At 59.3% G+C, this 15,528-nt stretch carries 13 protein-coding genes; 10 read left to right on the top strand and 3 right to left on the bottom strand.

Annotation, left to right across the window (positions count from 1 at the left end; translation table 11 throughout):
- Window positions 1-155: 155 nt before the first annotated feature.
- The 5 genes from hutI to hutH all read left to right on the top strand — a co-directional run bounded on the left by hutI (window position 156) and on the right by hutH (window position 6,401).
- The gene (hutI, locus tag LDK53_RS14185; RefSeq protein WP_225287432.1) at window positions 156-1,379 is read left to right on the top strand and encodes an imidazolonepropionase; all 1,224 of its coding nucleotides are present in this window, start codon (window positions 156-158) and stop codon (window positions 1,377-1,379) included.
- Window positions 1,376-2,314: a formimidoylglutamase gene (hutG, locus tag LDK53_RS14180; RefSeq protein WP_225287431.1), complete on the top strand. Its 939-nt coding sequence runs from the start codon at window positions 1,376-1,378 to the stop codon at window positions 2,312-2,314. The genes hutI and hutG overlap by 4 nt, the downstream gene beginning before the upstream one ends.
- A gap of 19 nt (window positions 2,315-2,333) precedes the next feature.
- The gene (locus tag LDK53_RS14175) at window positions 2,334-3,068 is read left to right on the top strand and encodes a histidine utilization repressor (RefSeq protein ID WP_047958057.1); all 735 of its coding nucleotides are present in this window, start codon (window positions 2,334-2,336) and stop codon (window positions 3,066-3,068) included.
- Between the two features lie 127 nt (window positions 3,069-3,195).
- The gene (gene hutU, locus LDK53_RS14170) at window positions 3,196-4,881 is read left to right on the top strand and encodes a urocanate hydratase (protein WP_045285436.1); all 1,686 of its coding nucleotides are present in this window, start codon (window positions 3,196-3,198) and stop codon (window positions 4,879-4,881) included.
- A complete protein-coding gene (gene hutH / locus LDK53_RS14165; RefSeq protein ID WP_225287430.1) occupies window positions 4,881-6,401 on the top strand; it encodes a histidine ammonia-lyase in 1,521 nt (506 codons plus the stop codon). The genes hutU and hutH overlap by 1 nt, the downstream gene beginning before the upstream one ends.
- A gap of 85 nt (window positions 6,402-6,486) precedes the next feature.
- Here hutH and LDK53_RS14160 read toward each other — a convergent pair whose 3' ends face one another.
- Together LDK53_RS14160 and bioA are read right to left on the bottom strand one after the other, a co-directional pair.
- Window positions 6,487-6,963 carry a kinase inhibitor gene (locus LDK53_RS14160; protein WP_047958060.1) on the bottom strand — a complete coding sequence of 159 codons (477 nt, stop codon included), beginning with the start codon at window positions 6,961-6,963 and terminating at the stop codon, window positions 6,487-6,489.
- Window positions 6,964-7,011: 48 nt separating this feature from the next.
- Window positions 7,012-8,319, bottom strand: coding sequence for an adenosylmethionine--8-amino-7-oxononanoate transaminase (bioA, locus tag LDK53_RS14155; protein WP_225287429.1), 1,308 nt, complete (start codon window positions 8,317-8,319; stop codon window positions 7,012-7,014).
- Between the two features lie 68 nt (window positions 8,320-8,387).
- Between bioA and bioB the strand changes: the two genes are divergently transcribed.
- Genes bioB through bioD form a run of 4 tightly spaced genes read left to right on the top strand, consistent with a single transcriptional unit; the run spans window position 8,388 to window position 12,015 of the window.
- Window positions 8,388-9,428: a biotin synthase BioB gene (bioB, locus tag LDK53_RS14150; protein WP_225287428.1), complete on the top strand. Its 1,041-nt coding sequence runs from the start codon at window positions 8,388-8,390 to the stop codon at window positions 9,426-9,428.
- Window positions 9,425-10,579 (top strand): 8-amino-7-oxononanoate synthase, encoded by a 1,155-nt coding sequence (bioF, locus tag LDK53_RS14145; RefSeq protein ID WP_225287427.1) that lies wholly within the window; start codon window positions 9,425-9,427, stop codon window positions 10,577-10,579. The genes bioB and bioF overlap by 4 nt, the downstream gene beginning before the upstream one ends.
- Window positions 10,566-11,321, top strand: coding sequence for a malonyl-ACP O-methyltransferase BioC (gene bioC, locus LDK53_RS14140; RefSeq protein ID WP_025757239.1), 756 nt, complete (start codon window positions 10,566-10,568; stop codon window positions 11,319-11,321). The genes bioF and bioC overlap by 14 nt, the downstream gene beginning before the upstream one ends.
- A complete protein-coding gene (gene bioD, locus LDK53_RS14135) occupies window positions 11,314-12,015 on the top strand; it encodes a dethiobiotin synthase (protein WP_225287426.1) in 702 nt (233 codons plus the stop codon). The genes bioC and bioD overlap by 8 nt, the downstream gene beginning before the upstream one ends.
- Here bioD and LDK53_RS14130 read toward each other — a convergent pair.
- Window positions 11,978-12,700 carry an ABC transporter ATP-binding protein gene (locus tag LDK53_RS14130; RefSeq protein ID WP_025757241.1) on the bottom strand — a complete coding sequence of 241 codons (723 nt, stop codon included), beginning with the start codon at window positions 12,698-12,700 and terminating at the stop codon, window positions 11,978-11,980. The two genes, bioD and LDK53_RS14130, sit on opposite strands and share 38 nt — an antisense overlap.
- Before the next feature lie 752 nt (window positions 12,701-13,452).
- Between LDK53_RS14130 and uvrB the strand changes: the two genes are divergently transcribed.
- Window positions 13,453-15,468 carry an excinuclease ABC subunit UvrB gene (gene uvrB / locus LDK53_RS14125; protein ID WP_025757242.1) on the top strand — a complete coding sequence of 672 codons (2,016 nt, stop codon included), beginning with the start codon at window positions 13,453-13,455 and terminating at the stop codon, window positions 15,466-15,468.
- The last annotated feature ends 60 nt before the right edge of the window (window positions 15,469-15,528 follow it).

The raw sequence follows: 15,528 nt of genomic DNA, 5'->3' as shown, positions 1-15,528 counted from the left end.
GCGAAACGGGAAGATAAAAAGGGTAAAAGTTGCATTTTTCGCCCGCAGGGGGCGGGAAAGTCGTCACAAATAAATAACATTTTCCCTTATTACGGTTGACAGCAGACGGCAGATGAAAATAAATGTCTATACAACCCATGACAAGTGGAATGCCCATGCAGCAGATCCTTCCTGACGATGTAATATGGCGAAATGCGCGACTGGCGACAATGGCGGCAGATGTTGCTGCGCCATATGGACTGAAAGAGCAACACGCCCTGGTCGTGCGCGGCCACACCCTTGCGGCTGTGATCCCTGAATCTGACATTCCTTATGGACACCGTCACTGCGTCGATCTTCAGGGGCGTCTGGTGACACCAGGCCTGATTGATTGCCATACCCATCTCGTGTTTGGCGGCGATCGCGCGGCGGAGTGGGAGCAGCGGCTAAATGGCGTCTCTTATCAAACCATCAGCGCACAGGGCGGCGGAATTAACGCTACCGTGACGGCGACGCGCAACAGCTCACCCGAAACGCTGCTTAAGCTGGCGCAGCAGCGGCTTCAGCGTCTGATGAACGAAGGTGTCACCACCCTTGAAATCAAGTCCGGATATGGCCTAAACGCCGATGCCGAAGAGAAGATGCTGCAGGTGGCGCGCCAGCTGAGCCTGAATAACCCGATTGATATCAGCCCAACGCTGCTGGCCGCGCATGCGGTTCCGACGGAATACAAACACGATCCGGATGCATACCTTGCGCTGGTCTGCGAGCAGATCATGCCTGCGCTGTGGCAAAAAGAGTTGTTTGAAGCGGTGGACGTGTTTTGTGAAAACGTCGGCTTTACGCCGTCGCAAACCGAGCGCCTCTTCCAGGCGGCGACTGCGCTCGGTATCCCGGTAAAAGGGCATGTGGAACAGCTTTCAAATCTGGGCGGTGCGGCGCTGGTTAGCCGATTTAACGGGCTGTCGGCCGATCATATCGAATACCTGGATGATGCAGGCGTTCAGGCGATGGCGCAAAGTGGTACGGTTGCGGTTCTGCTGCCCGGCGCATTCTATTTTCTTCAGGAGCGCCAGCGTCCGCCGGTGGAACAGCTCAGAAAACAGGGTGTGCCGATGGCTGTCGCCACCGACTATAACCCGGGGACGAGCCCGTTTGCCAGCCTGCACCTGGCGATGAACATGGCCTGCGTACAGTTTGGCCTGACGCCTGAAGAAGCCTGGGCTGGCGTGACGCGACATGCCGCGCAGGCGCTGGGCCGCGGTAAAACCCACGGACAGCTACGGGCGGGCTTCGTCGCTGATTTTATCGTCTGGGATGCCCATCATCCGGTAGAGATGGTCTACGAGCCGGGACGCAATCCGCTGTATCAACGTATTTTCCGTGGGGAGGCAGTATGAGGTTATGGCGGCCCGTTGCAGAATCGGTCTGGCAGGGGCGTGACGACAGCGCTGAGGCCAGCAATGCAACGCGTATTTTTCAGACCATACAACAGCAGGCAACGTTTACCCCCCTGCCAGGCGGCATTGCATTGATAGGCTTTGAATGTGATGAAGGGGTTAAACGTAATCAGGGCCGGCCCGGCGCCGGACAGGCACCGGATATCCTGCGTAAGGCGCTGGCGAACATGGCAAGCCACCAGGGACACGAGCGGCTGGCGGATATGGGCTCGGTCTGTGTGGAAGGAGACGAGCTGGAAGCGGCCCAGCAGGCGTTAAGCGATGCCGTTACCGCCTGCCAGCAGTCCGGAATGCGCACGCTGGTCTTTGGCGGCGGGCACGAAACCGCCTGGGCGCATGGCCGGGGCATTCTGGATGCTTTCTCAGACGAGCGCGTGGCGGTGATCAATCTTGACGCACATCTTGACCTGCGCAAGGCCGACCGTGCGACGTCTGGCACGCCCTTTCGCCAGCTGGCAGGCTATTGCGATGAACGCGGGCGGGAATTTCGCTACGCCTGTTTAGGCGTAAGCCGGGCGGCGAACACGCAGGCGCTGTGGGATGAGGCTGAACGTCTGAACGTCACGCTGGTGGAAGATCTCCATTTCCGACGCGATGCGTTATCCGCCGTGGAAAAGGTGCTGGCGCAGGCCGATCGTATCTACCTGACGATCGATCTGGATGTCCTGCCCGCAGGCGAAATGCCGGCTGTTTCCGCACCGGCTGCGTTAGGCATACCGGCTCTGGATCTCCTGCCTGTTATCGAACATATCTGCCGTAGCGGTAAGCTTCAGGCCGCCGATCTGGTAGAGTTTAACCCGCACTACGATCGGGACGGACAGGGCGCAAAGCTCGCCGCCCGTCTGGCCTGGCAAATTGCTCACTGGTGGGCATAACAGTATTTAAGGAGTCATGATGTTTTCACGCTCACCGCTGCCGCAGTCGAGCCCTCCCGCGCCTTTCTACGAAAAGGTGAAGCAGGCGATTAGCGAGAAAATCGCCACCGGCGTCTGGCGGCCGCACGATCGCATTCCGTCGGAGGCCGATCTGGTGGCGCAGTTTGGTTTTAGCCGGATGACCATCAACCGGGCGCTGCGCGAGCTGACCGATGAAGGGCTTCTGGTACGTCTGCAGGGAGTCGGGACGTTTGTGGCGGAACCGAAAGGGCAATCCGCCCTGTTTGAAATCCGCAGTATTGCGGACGAGATTGCCGCGCGTAATCATCAGCACCGCTGTGAAGTGCTGGTGCTGGAAGAGACGCAGGCCAGCGCCGAGCAGGCCGCAGAGCTTAATGTCAGGGAGGGAAGCCGCATCTTCCACTCCGTGATGGTGCATTTTGAAAACGACATTCCGGTGCAGATTGAAGATCGCTGCGTCAACGCCGAACGGATCCCGGAGTATCTGGACCAGGATTACACCCAAACCACGCCCCACGCCTATCTTTCGTTGGTCGCCCCGCTGACGGAAGGGGAGCACATTGTGGAAGCCGTGCGCGCCACGCCGCAGGAGTGCGAACGTCTGCGTATTAAAGAACACGATCCGTGCCTGCTGATCCGCCGTCGAACCTGGTCATCGTCACATATTGTGTCGCATGCCCGGCTGCTATTCCCGGGGAATCGCTACCGGCTGCAGGGCCACTTTATGTCATAAGTTTTAAAAGCGTGATAGCTAACGCAATATAACAAAATTGTATCTTTTTTGTTAAATACGACCTTGTGTGTGCTTGTCTATACAAGTATATCTAAATGCATCATCTGTCCCGTATGAGGAGCACACAATGTCGTCAGGTAAATACCGCCAGCAGGATGTCCGCGCCGCGCGCGGCACCACCCTTACCGCCAAAAGCTGGCTCACCGAAGCCCCGCTGCGCATGTTGATGAATAACCTTGATCCTGAGGTGGCGGAAAACCCCCACGAGCTGGTGGTCTACGGCGGCATTGGCCGCGCCGCGCGCAACTGGGAATGCTATGACGCAATTGTAAAGTCCCTGACTGAACTCGAACATGACGAAACCCTGCTGGTGCAATCCGGCAAGCCGGTGGGGGTGTTCAAAACCCACAAAAACGCGCCGCGCGTGCTGATCGCCAACTCCAACCTCGTGCCGCACTGGGCCACTTGGGAACATTTCAACGAACTCGACGCCAAAGGGCTGGCGATGTATGGCCAGATGACCGCGGGGAGCTGGATCTACATCGGCAGCCAGGGGATTGTACAGGGCACCTACGAGACCTTCGTGGAAGCCGGTCGTCAGCACTACAACGGCTCGCTGAAGGGCCGCTGGGTACTGACCGCGGGTCTCGGCGGCATGGGCGGTGCGCAGCCGCTGGCCGCCACGCTTGCCGGTGCCTGCTCGCTGAACATTGAGTGCCAGCAGAGCCGCATTGATTTCCGTCTGCGTACCCGTTACGTCGACGAGCAGGCGACCAGTCTGGACGATGCGCTGGCGCGTATCAAAAAATACACGTCTGAAGGAAAAGCGGTGTCGATTGCCCTGTGCGGCAACGCGGCGGAGATCCTTCCTGAACTCGTCGCCCGCGGCGTGCGCCCGGATCTCGTGACCGACCAGACCAGCGCCCACGATCCTTTGCACGGTTACCTGCCAAAAGGCTGGACGTGGGAAGCTTATCAGCAGAAAGCGGAAACTGACCCGGAAGGCACGGTACTGGCCGCGAAACGTTCCATGGCAGAACACGTCTCCGCCATGCTGGCCTTCAGCCAGATGGGCATTCCAACCTTCGATTACGGCAACAACATCCGCCAGATGGCGAAAGAGATGGGCGTGAATAACGCATTTGACTTCCCGGGCTTTGTCCCTGCGTATATCCGCCCGCTGTTCTGCCGCGGTATCGGTCCGTTCCGCTGGGTTGCCCTGTCCGGCGATCCGGAAGATATCTACAAGACCGATGCCAAAGTGAAGGAGATCGTCGCCGATGACGAACACCTGCACCACTGGCTGGATATGGCCCGCGAGCGCATTAACTTCCAGGGCTTACCGGCGCGTATCTGCTGGGTAGGGCTGGCGTGGCGGCAAAAGCTCGGGCTGGCCTTTAACGAAATGGTACGCAGCGGCGAAGTCTCCGCGCCGATTGTTATCGGCCGCGACCATCTGGACTCCGGCTCTGTCGCCAGCCCGAACCGTGAAACCGAAGCCATGCGCGACGGCTCTGACGCGGTTTCCGACTGGCCACTGCTGAACGCCCTGTTGAACACCGCCAGCGGCGCGACCTGGGTTTCGCTGCACCACGGTGGTGGCGTGGGGATGGGCTTCTCCCAGCATTCCGGGATGGTCATCGTCTGTGACGGAACCGATGAAGCCGCCGCGCGTATCGCTCGCGTGCTGCACAACGACCCGGCAACCGGCGTGATGCGTCATGCCGATGCGGGTTACGACATTGCGATTGACTGTGCCAAAGAGCAGGGACTCAACCTGCCGATGATCCCTGCCACACAAGGAAAGCATTAATGAACGCGTTAACACTCACACCTGGCTCACTGACCCTCAAGCAGCTGCGTAGCGTCTGGCGTCAACCGGTCACCCTTTCGCTGGATGAAAGCGCCCACGCCACCATCAACGACAGCGTCGCCTGCGTTGAAGCCATTGTGGCCGAAGGGCGCACCGCCTACGGGATTAACACCGGCTTTGGGCTGCTGGCGCAGACCCGCATCGCGACACACGATCTGGAAAACTTACAGCGTTCGCTGGTGCTGTCTCACGCGGCGGGCGTTGGCCAGCCGCTGGATGATGAGATTGTCCGTCTGATGATGGTGCTCAAAATCAACAGCCTGGCGCGCGGCTTCTCCGGCATTCGCCTGAGCGTGATCCAGGCGCTGATGGCGCTGGTCAATGCCGAAGTCTACCCTTGGATCCCGGCGAAAGGTTCCGTTGGGGCATCTGGTGACCTCGCGCCGCTGGCGCACATGTCGCTGCTGCTGCTGGGTGAAGGCCAGGCGCGCTGGCAGGGCGAGTGGCTCCCGGCGAAAGAGGCGCTGAAAAAAGCGGGACTCACCCCGATTACGCTGGCGGCCAAAGAGGGGCTGGCCCTGCTGAACGGCACGCAGGCATCGACGGCATTCGCGCTGCGCGGCCTGTTTGAAGCGGAAGATCTCTTTGCCTCAGCCGTCGTGTGCGGCGCGTTGACCACTGAAGCCGTGCTGGGCTCGCGTCGTCCGTTCGACGCGCGCATCCATGACGTACGCGGCCAGCGCGGGCAGATTGACGCGGCCAGCCTGTACCGTCACCTGCTTACCGACACCAGTGAGATTGCGGATTCGCATCACAACTGTGAAAAAGTGCAGGATCCGTATTCACTGCGCTGTCAGCCGCAGGTGATGGGGGCCTGCCTGACGCAGCTGCGTCAGGCCGCAGAGGTGCTGCTGGTGGAAGCCAACGCGGTGTCCGATAACCCGCTGGTATTCGCCCAGGAAAACGAGGTGGTCTCCGGCGGTAACTTCCACGCTGAGCCGGTAGCGATGGCGGCGGATAATATCGCGCTGGCGATTGCCGAAGTCGGCGCGTTGTCCGAGCGTCGCATTGCGCTGATGATGGATAAACACATGTCCCAGCTGCCACCGTTCCTGGTGCGTAACGGCGGCGTCAACTCGGGCTTTATGATTGCCCAGGTGACCGCCGCGGCGCTGGCAAGCGAGAACAAAGCCCTGTCTCACCCGCACAGCGTGGACAGTCTGCCTACCTCCGCAAACCAGGAAGACCATGTCTCCATGGCCCCTGCAGCCGGACGTCGTCTGTGGGAGATGGCGTCCAACACCCGTGGCGTGCTGGCGGTGGAATGGCTGGCGGCATGTCAGGGTATCGACCTGCGTGAAGGCCTGAAATCCAGCCCGCTGCTGGAGCAGGCGCGCCAGACGTTGCGCGAGCACGTATCCCATTACGATGATGACCGCTTCTTTGCGCCGGATATTGATAAGGCGATGCAGCTTCTGGAGGAAGGGCGTCTGGTAGGGTTGTTGCCGCCAGTGCTGTGATTTTTTTGCCCGGTGGCGCTGCGCTTACCGGGCCTACGGGTACGAAATCCAGACCGGGTAAGGCGTAGCCGCCACCCGGCTTTTTTTAGGAATACATCGCCGTAATCGACGCGCTCCCCAGCGTATGGAAATGCACGTTAAACCCTACCATTGCGCCGCTCGCCCCTTCATCCACGTCAATCTTCTCCACATCCAGCGCGTGTACCGTAAAGATATAGCGGTGGGTTTCCCCTTTTGGTGGCGCCGCGCCGCCGTAACCTGCTTTGCCAAAATCGGTGCGGGTCTGAATGGCGCCTTCAGGCAGCGCAACCAGGTCAGAGCCGGAACCCTGCGGCAGGACCCGCGTATCGGCAGGCAGGTTCGCCACAATCCAGTGCCACCAGCCCGAGCCGGTGGGGGCATCCGGATCGTAACAGGTGACGACAAAACTTTTGGTGCCCGCCGGAACATCATCCCACGCCAGGTGCGGGGAGATATTGTCTCCCTGATACCCCATGCCGTTGAATACGTGACGCTCCGGCAGCTTTTCACCGTCGCGCAGATCTTTACTGATGATTTTCATACGGTTTACCCTCGTGATTCACTCGTTCAGAAAGTGTAACGCATGGGGTTAAATCGTGAAATGCGCGGGATTGTTAACGGCTGTAACGACTGCAGCAGTTAATTTACGCAACTGCTCCTGCGTAATGATATACGGCGGCATCAGGTAGATAAGCTTGCCGAAAGGGCGCACCCAAACGCCCTGATCCACGAAGAAGCGCTGCAGCGCCGCCATGTTCACCGGATGGGTAGTCTCAATCACCCCGATGGCCCCCAGCACGCGCACGTCCGCTACGAAATTCGCTCCCGAGGCGGCGCTCAGCTCTTCTTTCAGCTGCGCTTCGATCGCCGCCACCTGCGTTTGCCACTCACCGCTCTCCAGAATCGCCAGGCTTCCACTCGCTACCGCGCAGGCCAGCGGGTTGCCCATAAACGTCGGGCCATGCATAAAGCAGCCTGCGTCGCCGTCGCTGATGGTGTCGGCGACCTGGCGGGTCGTGAGCGTGGCGGAGAGCGTCATCGTGCCGCCGGTAAGCGCTTTACCCAGACACAGAATATCCGGGGTGATATCCGCATGTTCGCAGGCAAACAGCTTGCCCGTGCGGCCAAAACCGGTGGCGATCTCATCGGCAATCAGCAAAATGCCCTCGCGGTCGCACATCCTGCGAATACGCTTCAGCCATTCCGGGTGGTACATCCGCATTCCACCGGCACCCTGGACAACGGGCTCCAGAATAACGGCGGCAATCTGCTGGCGGTGGGCGGCCATCAGCCGCGCGAAGCCGACCATGTCCATCTCGTTCCACTCGCCGTCGAAACGGCTCTGCGGGGCCGGGGCAAACAGGTTTTCCGGCAGATACCCTTTCCACAGGCTGTGCATGGAGTTATCCGGATCGCAGACCGACATCGCGCCGAAGGTATCCCCGTGATAGCCGTTACGGAAGGTGAGGAACCGCTGACGGGACTCCCCTCTGGCATGCCAGTACTGCAGCGCCATTTTCATCGCCACTTCCACCGCCACGGAGCCGGAATCAGCAAGGAATACGCACTCCAGCGCGTCAGGCGTCATCGCCACCAGCCGACGACATAAATCCACCGCAGGCTGATGGGTGATCCCGCCAAACATTACGTGCGACATCTGGTCAATCTGCGCTTTCATCGCCGCATTCAGGCGCGGGTGGTTATACCCATGAATGGCCGCCCACCAGGAGGACATCCCGTCAATCAGCGGCTCGCCGCTGGCGAGATGCAGCTCACAGCCGTGGGCGGAGGCGACCGGATAGACGGGTAGCGGGCGGGTCATCGAGGTGTAAGGGTGCCAGATATGCTGCGTGTCGAAGGTGAGATCGTCCTGGGTCATAATCGACTTGTAAACCATTTTGAAAAGTTTTAGGTTTACGAGTATAAACCGAACCGAAAATTAACAAAACCCTTTGGAGAAGCCCCATGGCTCACCACGCACGCTGGACGATATCGCAAGTCACTGAATTATTCAACAAACCTTTCCTTGAGCTAATGTTCGAAGCCCAACAGGTGCATCGTCAGCACTTCGATCCGCGCCATGTTCAGGTCAGCACGCTGCTGTCCATCAAGACCGGCGCCTGCCCGGAAGACTGCAAATATTGCCCGCAGAGCGCGCGCTATAAAACGGGCCTTGAATCCGAACGGCTGATGGAGGTCGAGCAGGTGCTCGACTCCGCCCGTAAGGCGAAAAACGCCGGGTCGACCCGTTTCTGCATGGGCGCGGCGTGGAAGAATCCGCACGATCGCGACATGCCGTATCTGGAGCAGATGGTGAAGGGCGTGAAAGAGATGGGTCTCGAAGCCTGTATGACGCTGGGCACGCTGAACGAAGAGCAGGCGCAGCGCCTTTCGGCGGCCGGGCTGGACTACTACAACCACAACCTCGACACCTCGCCGGAGTTTTACGGCAATATCATCACCACCCGTACCTATCAGGAGCGTCTGGACACGCTCGATAAAGTGCGTGAAGCGGGGATCAAAGTGTGCTCGGGCGGTATCGTGGGTCTGGGTGAGACGGTGAAAGATCGCGCCGGTCTGCTGCTGCAGCTGGCGAATCTGCCGACGCCACCGGAAAGCGTGCCGATCAACATGCTGGTGAAGGTGAAAGGCACGCCGCTGGCGGATAACGAGGATGTGGATGCGTTTGATTTTATCCGCACCATCGCGGTAGCGCGCATCATGATGCCGACCTCTTATGTGCGCCTCTCTGCCGGTCGTGAGCAGATGAACGAGCAGACCCAGGCAATGTGCTTTATGGCCGGGGCCAACTCCATCTTCTACGGCTGCAAGCTGCTGACCACGCCGAACCCGGAAGAGGACAAAGACGTTCAGCTGTTCCGCAAGCTGGGGCTGAACCCGCATCAGACCGAGGTGCTGGCGGGGGATAACGAGCAACAGCAGCAGCTGGAGCAGCAGATTTTTAATGCCGACACCGATCAGTTCTACAACGCGGCAGCGGTATGACCTGGGAGGCACGTATCCATTCTGCGCTCGACGAGCGACGGGCAGCAGATGCGTTTCGCGTACGCAGGGTTGTCGAAAACGGCGCAGGCCGTTTTCTGACCCGTGAGAACCGGCAGTTTTGTAACTTCTCCAGCAACGATTATCTTGGGCTGAGCCAGCATCCGGCTATCATCCGCGCCTGGCAACAGGGCGCGGAGCAGTATGGCGTGGGCAGCGGCGGGTCCGGACACGTCAGCGGATACACCACCGCGCACCAGGCGCTGGAGGAGACGCTTGCCGACTGGCTGGGCTACCCGCGCGCGCTGCTGTTTATCTCGGGTTTCGCGGCCAATCAGGCCGTCATTACCGCGCTGATGGGGAAGAATGACCGCATTGTCGCCGACCGCTTAAGCCATGCCTCCCTGCTGGAGGCGGCACATTTGAGCCCGGCGCAGCTGCGTCGCTTTGCGCATAACGACGCGGGACAACTCGCCGCGCTGCTGGGTAAACCCTGTGACGGGCAACAGCTTGTGGTCACGGAAGGGGTGTTCAGCATGGATGGCGACAGCGCGCCGCTTGCCGCGCTGCATGACGCGGCAAAACGGCAAAACGCCTGGCTGCTGGTGGATGATGCCCACGGCATTGGCGTGATGGGCGACGAGGGTCGCGGTAGCGCCCATCAGCAGCAGGTGAAGCCGGAACTGCTGATTGTCACCTTCGGCAAAGGTTTTGGCGTGAGCGGGGCGGCTGTGCTGTGCAGCGAATCCGTCGCCGACTATCTGCTGCAGTTTGCCCGTCATCTGATCTACAGCACCAGTATGCCCCCCGCGCAGGCGGTGGCGCTGTCTGCGTCTGTGCGGGTGATTCGCAGCGCCGAAGGCCGTGAACGCCGGGCTCGTCTGGCGGAACACATCCGACGTTTTCGACAGGGTCTGGATCGGCTTCCCTTCCGGAGTACCGAATCGCAGAGCGCAATCCAGCCGGTAATCGTCGGTGAAAACAGCCTGGCGCTCACGCTGGCGCATACGCTGCGCGAGCGGGGGATGTGGGTCACGGCCATCCGTCCCCCCACCGTGCCGCCGGGTACCGCCCGTCTGCGCCTCACGCTGACTGCGGCACACGAAGCCAACGATATTGATGCCCTTCTGGAGGCGTTGCATGTCGCCAGTTAATAAACAGGCCATTGCGGCGGCCTTTGGCCGGGCCGCGCGCAGCTACTCACAGCACGATGAACTTCAGCGTCAGAGCGCAGAGGGGCTGCTGGCGTTGCTCGGTGAAACGTGCTTTAGCCAGGTGCTGGACGCCGGGTGCGGTCCCGGCGGAAATAGCCGCTACTGGCGCGAAACAGGAAGCCAGGTGACGGCCATCGACCTCTCTCCTGACATGCTTGCCGAGGCACGGCAGCAGCAGGCCGCGCATCACTATCTGGTGGCGGATATCGAAGCGATCCCGCTGGCAGACGCGCAATTCGACCTGGTCTGGAGCCATCTGGCCGTGCAATGGTGCAGCAGCCTGCCGCAGGCCTTAAGCGAGCTTTACCGCGTGGCGCGTCCGGGCGGGAGAGTCGCGTTTACCACGCTGCTGGAAAGCTCGTTACCGGAGCTCAACCAGGCCTGGCAGGCGGTAGATGAACAGCCGCACGCTAACCGGTTTTTACCGCACGAACAGGTCACGCAGGCGCTGGCTGGCTGGCGCTATCAGGGTCAGGTGCAGACCATCACCCTCCATTTCAGCGACGCGCTCAGTGCCATGCGCTCGCTGAAGGGGATTGGCGCCACGCATCTGCACACCGGACGCGAGAAAAAACTGCTCACCCGGGGTCAGCTGCAGCGCCTGGAGCTGGCCTGGCCGCAGGAGCGGGGAGATTTCCCGCTCTCTTATCAACTTTTTCATGGGATTATCGAACGTGACTGAACGCTACTTTGTCACCGGAACGGATACGGAAGTGGGGAAAACGGTGGCCAGCGCTGCGTTGCTGCAGGCGGCGCGACGGCTGGGAAAAAACACCGCCGGGTATAAGCCGGTCGCTTCCGGCAGCGAGATGACCGCAGAAGGTCTGCGCAATACCGACGCGCTGGCGCTCCAGCGGAACAGCACCCTTGAGCTCACCTATTCCGCGGTGAATCCGTATACCTTTGCCGAGCCGACGTCGCCGCACATCATCAGCGCCGATGAAGGCCGCCCGATTGATTTTGACGTGCTTTCAGCCGGATTACGGTCGCTGGAACGCCAGGCGGACTGGGTGCTGGTGGAGGGGGCCGGCGGCTGGTTTACGCCACTCTCGCAGGACCAGACGTTTGCTGACTGGGTGCAGCGCGAGCAGCTCCCGGTCATCCTGGTGGTGGGGGTGAAGCTCGGCTGTATTAACCATGCGATGTTGACCGCGCAGGCCGTTTCGCAGGCGGGGCTGCGTCTGGCGGGCTGGATCGCCAACGACGTGGTTGCCCCGGGCAAGCGGCGTCAGGAGTATCTGGCGACGCTTAAGCGCGTTTTGCCAGCCCCTTTCCTCGGAGAGATCCCGTGGCTAGCGGACGAGGCCGAACGGGCCGAAACCGGGCGCTATCTTGACCTCAGCGCCTTGCTTCCAGCGACATCCAGTGGGCGATAAGCTCATCGTCCAGTTCGTTAACGTGGCCCTGGGCCACGTTACGCCCGCGATATAGCATACAAAAACGTTCCGCGACCCGGCGAATAAACGACAGCCGTTGCTCAGCCAGCAGCACCGTCATGCCCAGTTCGCGGTTCAGGCGTATCAGCAGCTGTGCCAGCTTATGCGCAAAACCGTGACCGGCGCCATGCATCGGCTCATCGAGAATCAGCATCCGCGGACGGGTTACCAGCGCATTGGCCAGAGCCAGCTGGTACTGGTCGTCTGGCGAAAGGGCGTTGGCCCGGGTCTGGCGTAACGGGTAGAGTTCGGGTAACAGATCGTACACCTCGCTTTTCGCTTGCGGATCGGGCCTCCCCATCGCCCGCATAGCGATATGCAGATTCTCCTCAATCGTTAACTGGGAGAAGATGCGCCTGTCCTGCGGGACATAGCCAATTCCCGGCCCTGAACGCTGTTCTGGCGCCGGGCTCAGCAAATCACGCGGCGGCGCGCCCGCTTCATGCCAGATGATGGTGCCGCTTTCCACGGGCACTTTCCCGGCGATGCAATTCATCAGGGTGGTTTTCCCCATTCCGGGCAGACCTACGACGCCCGTACACACCCCTTGCGGAAAATCTAAATCCACGTTCCATAGCGTATGTTGGCTTCCGTAAAACTGGTTCACTGCACGCAGACTCAACATCTTTCTCTCCTTAAAAATGTGTGTAGGTGAGGTTCAATGTTGATTGTGCAAAACCCCTGCCAGAAAGTGGGAAGTGTTTAAAAAAGCGCCTTTTTTAGGACTACGTCACAGGAGGAAGGTGAAAAAAGCGGGGGAGTGCACATCAACGGTGCCGGCGGTGGTGAGTTGTGGTGCAGGAACAAGAATGATGAAATTGTGAGCTATATCTCATCGATTGGTTATGAATGAGACAACTGTTAATCATCAAAAAATAGCTATAAAAATTTTTTCCTGCCGTCTCGTGGGAAAATCCGGGAATTTGCCGAGCGCCAGTCTGTATGGGCTGGAAGCAGTTATCCACTATTCCTGTGGATAACCATGTGCATTAGAGTTAGAAAACACGCGATAAGCGAGAGAAGACGCGGCTTTCGCCCAAATTGACGCGAAACGCGGCTTTAGAAAATATCGTTTAAAATTTAATTGCTTAGATAAAAGCAATTCCCGTCACGAAAGTGTCACCCGTTGCCATAAAACTATCATGACCTGGCTTGACAAATGTTAAAAAAGAAAAAGTTCTGGGGATAACCTCACCTGACTGGTGTTTTATATTGTCACAGTCCAAATTTTGGCCGCTATCGCGCTAATCATTCAGGCGCTATGCTAAATATCCTGACATGCCACTGGTTTTTCATCCAGTGTTTTTTACTGGCAATCCTGGCAACAACGAGTAAAATTACTCACCTGCCGCTTATAACGTCATCAGGTTGTCGCCCATGAGTAAACCGTTCAAATTGAATTCTGCTTTCCGTCCATCTGGCGATCAGCCTGAGGCGATCCGCCGTCTGGAAGAGGGGCTGGAAGACGGGCTGGCACACCAGACGCTGCTGGGGGTAACCGGCTCCGGCAAAACGTTCACGATCGCCAACGTGATTGCCGATCTGCAGCGCCCCACGATGGTGCTGGCACCCAACAAAACCCTCGCCGCACAGCTTTACGGCGAGATGAAAGAGTTCTTCCCGGATAATGCCGTGGAGTATTTCGTCTCCTACTACGATTACTACCAGCCTGAGGCCTACGTCCCGAGCTCTGACACGTTCATTGAGAAAGATGCCTCGGTAAACGAACACATTGAGCAGATGCGTCTGTCGGCGACGAAGGCGCTGCTGGAGCGTCGCGATGTGGTGGTCGTGGCGTCGGTATCGGCTATCTACGGTCTGGGCGATCCGGACCTCTACCTGAAGATGATGCTGCACCTGACCCAGGGGATGATCATCGATCAGCGCGCGATTTTGCGCCGTCTGGCAGAGCTGCAGTACACCCGTAATGACCAGGCGTTCCAGCGCGGAACGTTCCGCGTTCGCGGTGAAGTGATTGATATCTTCCCGGCAGAATCTGACGATATTGCGCTGCGCGTGGAGCTGTTTGACGAAGAGGTCGAGCGCCTCTCGCTGTTCGACCCGCTGACCGGTCACATCGAGTCAGTCATTCAGCGCTATACCATCTACCCGAAAACGCACTATGTGACGCCACGCGAGCGTATCGTGCAGGCGATGGAAGAGATCAAAGTCGAGCTGGCAGAACGCCGTAAAGTGCTTCTGGCGAACAATAAGCTGCTGGAAGAGCAACGCCTGACCCAGCGTACCCAGTTTGATCTGGAGATGATGAACGAGCTGGGCTACTGCTCCGGGATCGAAAACTACTCCCGTTTCCTCTCCGGACGCGGGCCGGGTGAGCCACCGCCGACGCTGTTTGACTATCTTCCGGCCGACGGTCTGCTGGTGATCGACGAATCCCACGTCACCATCCCGCAGATTGGCGGGATGTATCGCGGTGACCGGGCGCGCAAAGAGACGCTGGTGGAGTACGGATTCCGCCTGCCGTCCGCGCTGGATAACCGTCCAATGAAGTTTGAAGAGTTTGAGGCGCTGGCCCCGCAGACCATCTACGTCTCGGCTACCCCGGGCAACTATGAGCTGGAGAAATCCGGCGATGAGGTGGTGGACCAGGTGGTGCGTCCGACCGGGCTGCTGGACCCGGTTATCGAGGTGCGTCCCGTGGCGACGCAGGTGGACGATCTGCTCTCCGAGATCCGTGCCCGTTCCGCCATCAACGAGCGTGTGCTGGTGACCACGCTCACCAAACGTATGGCGGAAGATCTGACCGAGTATCTCGAAGAGCACGGCGAGAAGGTGCGTTATCTGCACTCGGATATCGATACCGTGGAGCGCATGGAGATTATTCGCGACCTGCGCCTGGGCGAGTTTGACGTGCTGGTGGGGATCAACCTGTTGCGGGAAGGTCTGGATATGCCGGAAGTCTCGCTGGTGGCGATTCTGGATGCCGATAAAGAGGGCTTCCTGCGTTCTGAACGCTCTCTGATCCAGACCATTGGCCGCGCCGCGCGTAACGTCAACGGCAAAGCGATTCTGTACGGGGATAAAATCACCCCATCGATGGCGAAAGCGATCGGTGAAACGGAGCGCCGTCGCGAGAAACAGCAGCGCTACAACGAAGAGCACGGCATTACGCCGCAGGGGCTGAACAAGAAGGTGGTGGATATTCTGGCGCTGGGTCAGAACATTGCCAAAACCAAAGCGAAAGGCCGCGGCAAGGCGCGTTCAGTGGTGGAAGAAGATACCGTCGCGCTGACGCCGAAAGCGCTGCAGCAGAAAATCCACGAGCTGGAAGCGCAGATGATGCAACACGCACAGAACCTCGAGTTCGAAGAGGCGGCGCAGATCCGCGACCAGCTTCATCAGTTGCGGGATCTTTTCATCGCCGCATCTTAGTTAAAGCGGCGTGTTTTCTCCCTCTCCCTGTGGGAGAGGGCCGGGGTGAGGGCATCAGGC

It is taken from the genome of Enterobacter sp. K16B (assembly GCF_020216105.1).
In the GTDB taxonomy this organism is placed as follows: Bacteria; Pseudomonadota; Gammaproteobacteria; order Enterobacterales; family Enterobacteriaceae; genus Enterobacter; species Enterobacter sichuanensis.
This window is presented reverse-complemented; position numbering and strand designations above follow the sequence as displayed.

Excerpts from the sequence above, each read along its gene's own strand:
- bioF (WP_225287427.1), top strand. The coding sequence starts at position 9,425 with ATGACCTGGGAGGCACGTATCCATTCTGCGCTCGACGAGCGACGGGCA.
- bioB (WP_225287428.1), top strand. The coding sequence starts at position 8,388 with ATGGCTCACCACGCACGCTGGACGATATCGCAAGTCACTGAATTATTC.
- hutU (WP_045285436.1), top strand. The coding sequence starts at position 3,196 with ATGTCGTCAGGTAAATACCGCCAGCAGGATGTCCGCGCCGCGCGCGGC.
- LDK53_RS14130 (WP_025757241.1), bottom strand. The coding sequence starts at position 12,700 with ATGTTGAGTCTGCGTGCAGTGAACCAGTTTTACGGAAGCCAACATACG.
- hutG (WP_225287431.1), top strand. The coding sequence starts at position 1,376 with ATGAGGTTATGGCGGCCCGTTGCAGAATCGGTCTGGCAGGGGCGTGAC.
- hutI (WP_225287432.1), top strand. The coding sequence starts at position 156 with ATGCAGCAGATCCTTCCTGACGATGTAATATGGCGAAATGCGCGACTG.
- bioA (WP_225287429.1), bottom strand. The coding sequence starts at position 8,319 with ATGGTTTACAAGTCGATTATGACCCAGGACGATCTCACCTTCGACACG.
- LDK53_RS14160 (WP_047958060.1), bottom strand. The coding sequence starts at position 6,963 with ATGAAAATCATCAGTAAAGATCTGCGCGACGGTGAAAAGCTGCCGGAG.
- uvrB (WP_025757242.1), top strand. The coding sequence starts at position 13,453 with ATGAGTAAACCGTTCAAATTGAATTCTGCTTTCCGTCCATCTGGCGAT.
- bioC (WP_025757239.1), top strand. The coding sequence starts at position 10,566 with ATGTCGCCAGTTAATAAACAGGCCATTGCGGCGGCCTTTGGCCGGGCC.
- LDK53_RS14175 (WP_047958057.1), top strand. The coding sequence starts at position 2,334 with ATGTTTTCACGCTCACCGCTGCCGCAGTCGAGCCCTCCCGCGCCTTTC.
- hutH (WP_225287430.1), top strand. The coding sequence starts at position 4,881 with ATGAACGCGTTAACACTCACACCTGGCTCACTGACCCTCAAGCAGCTG.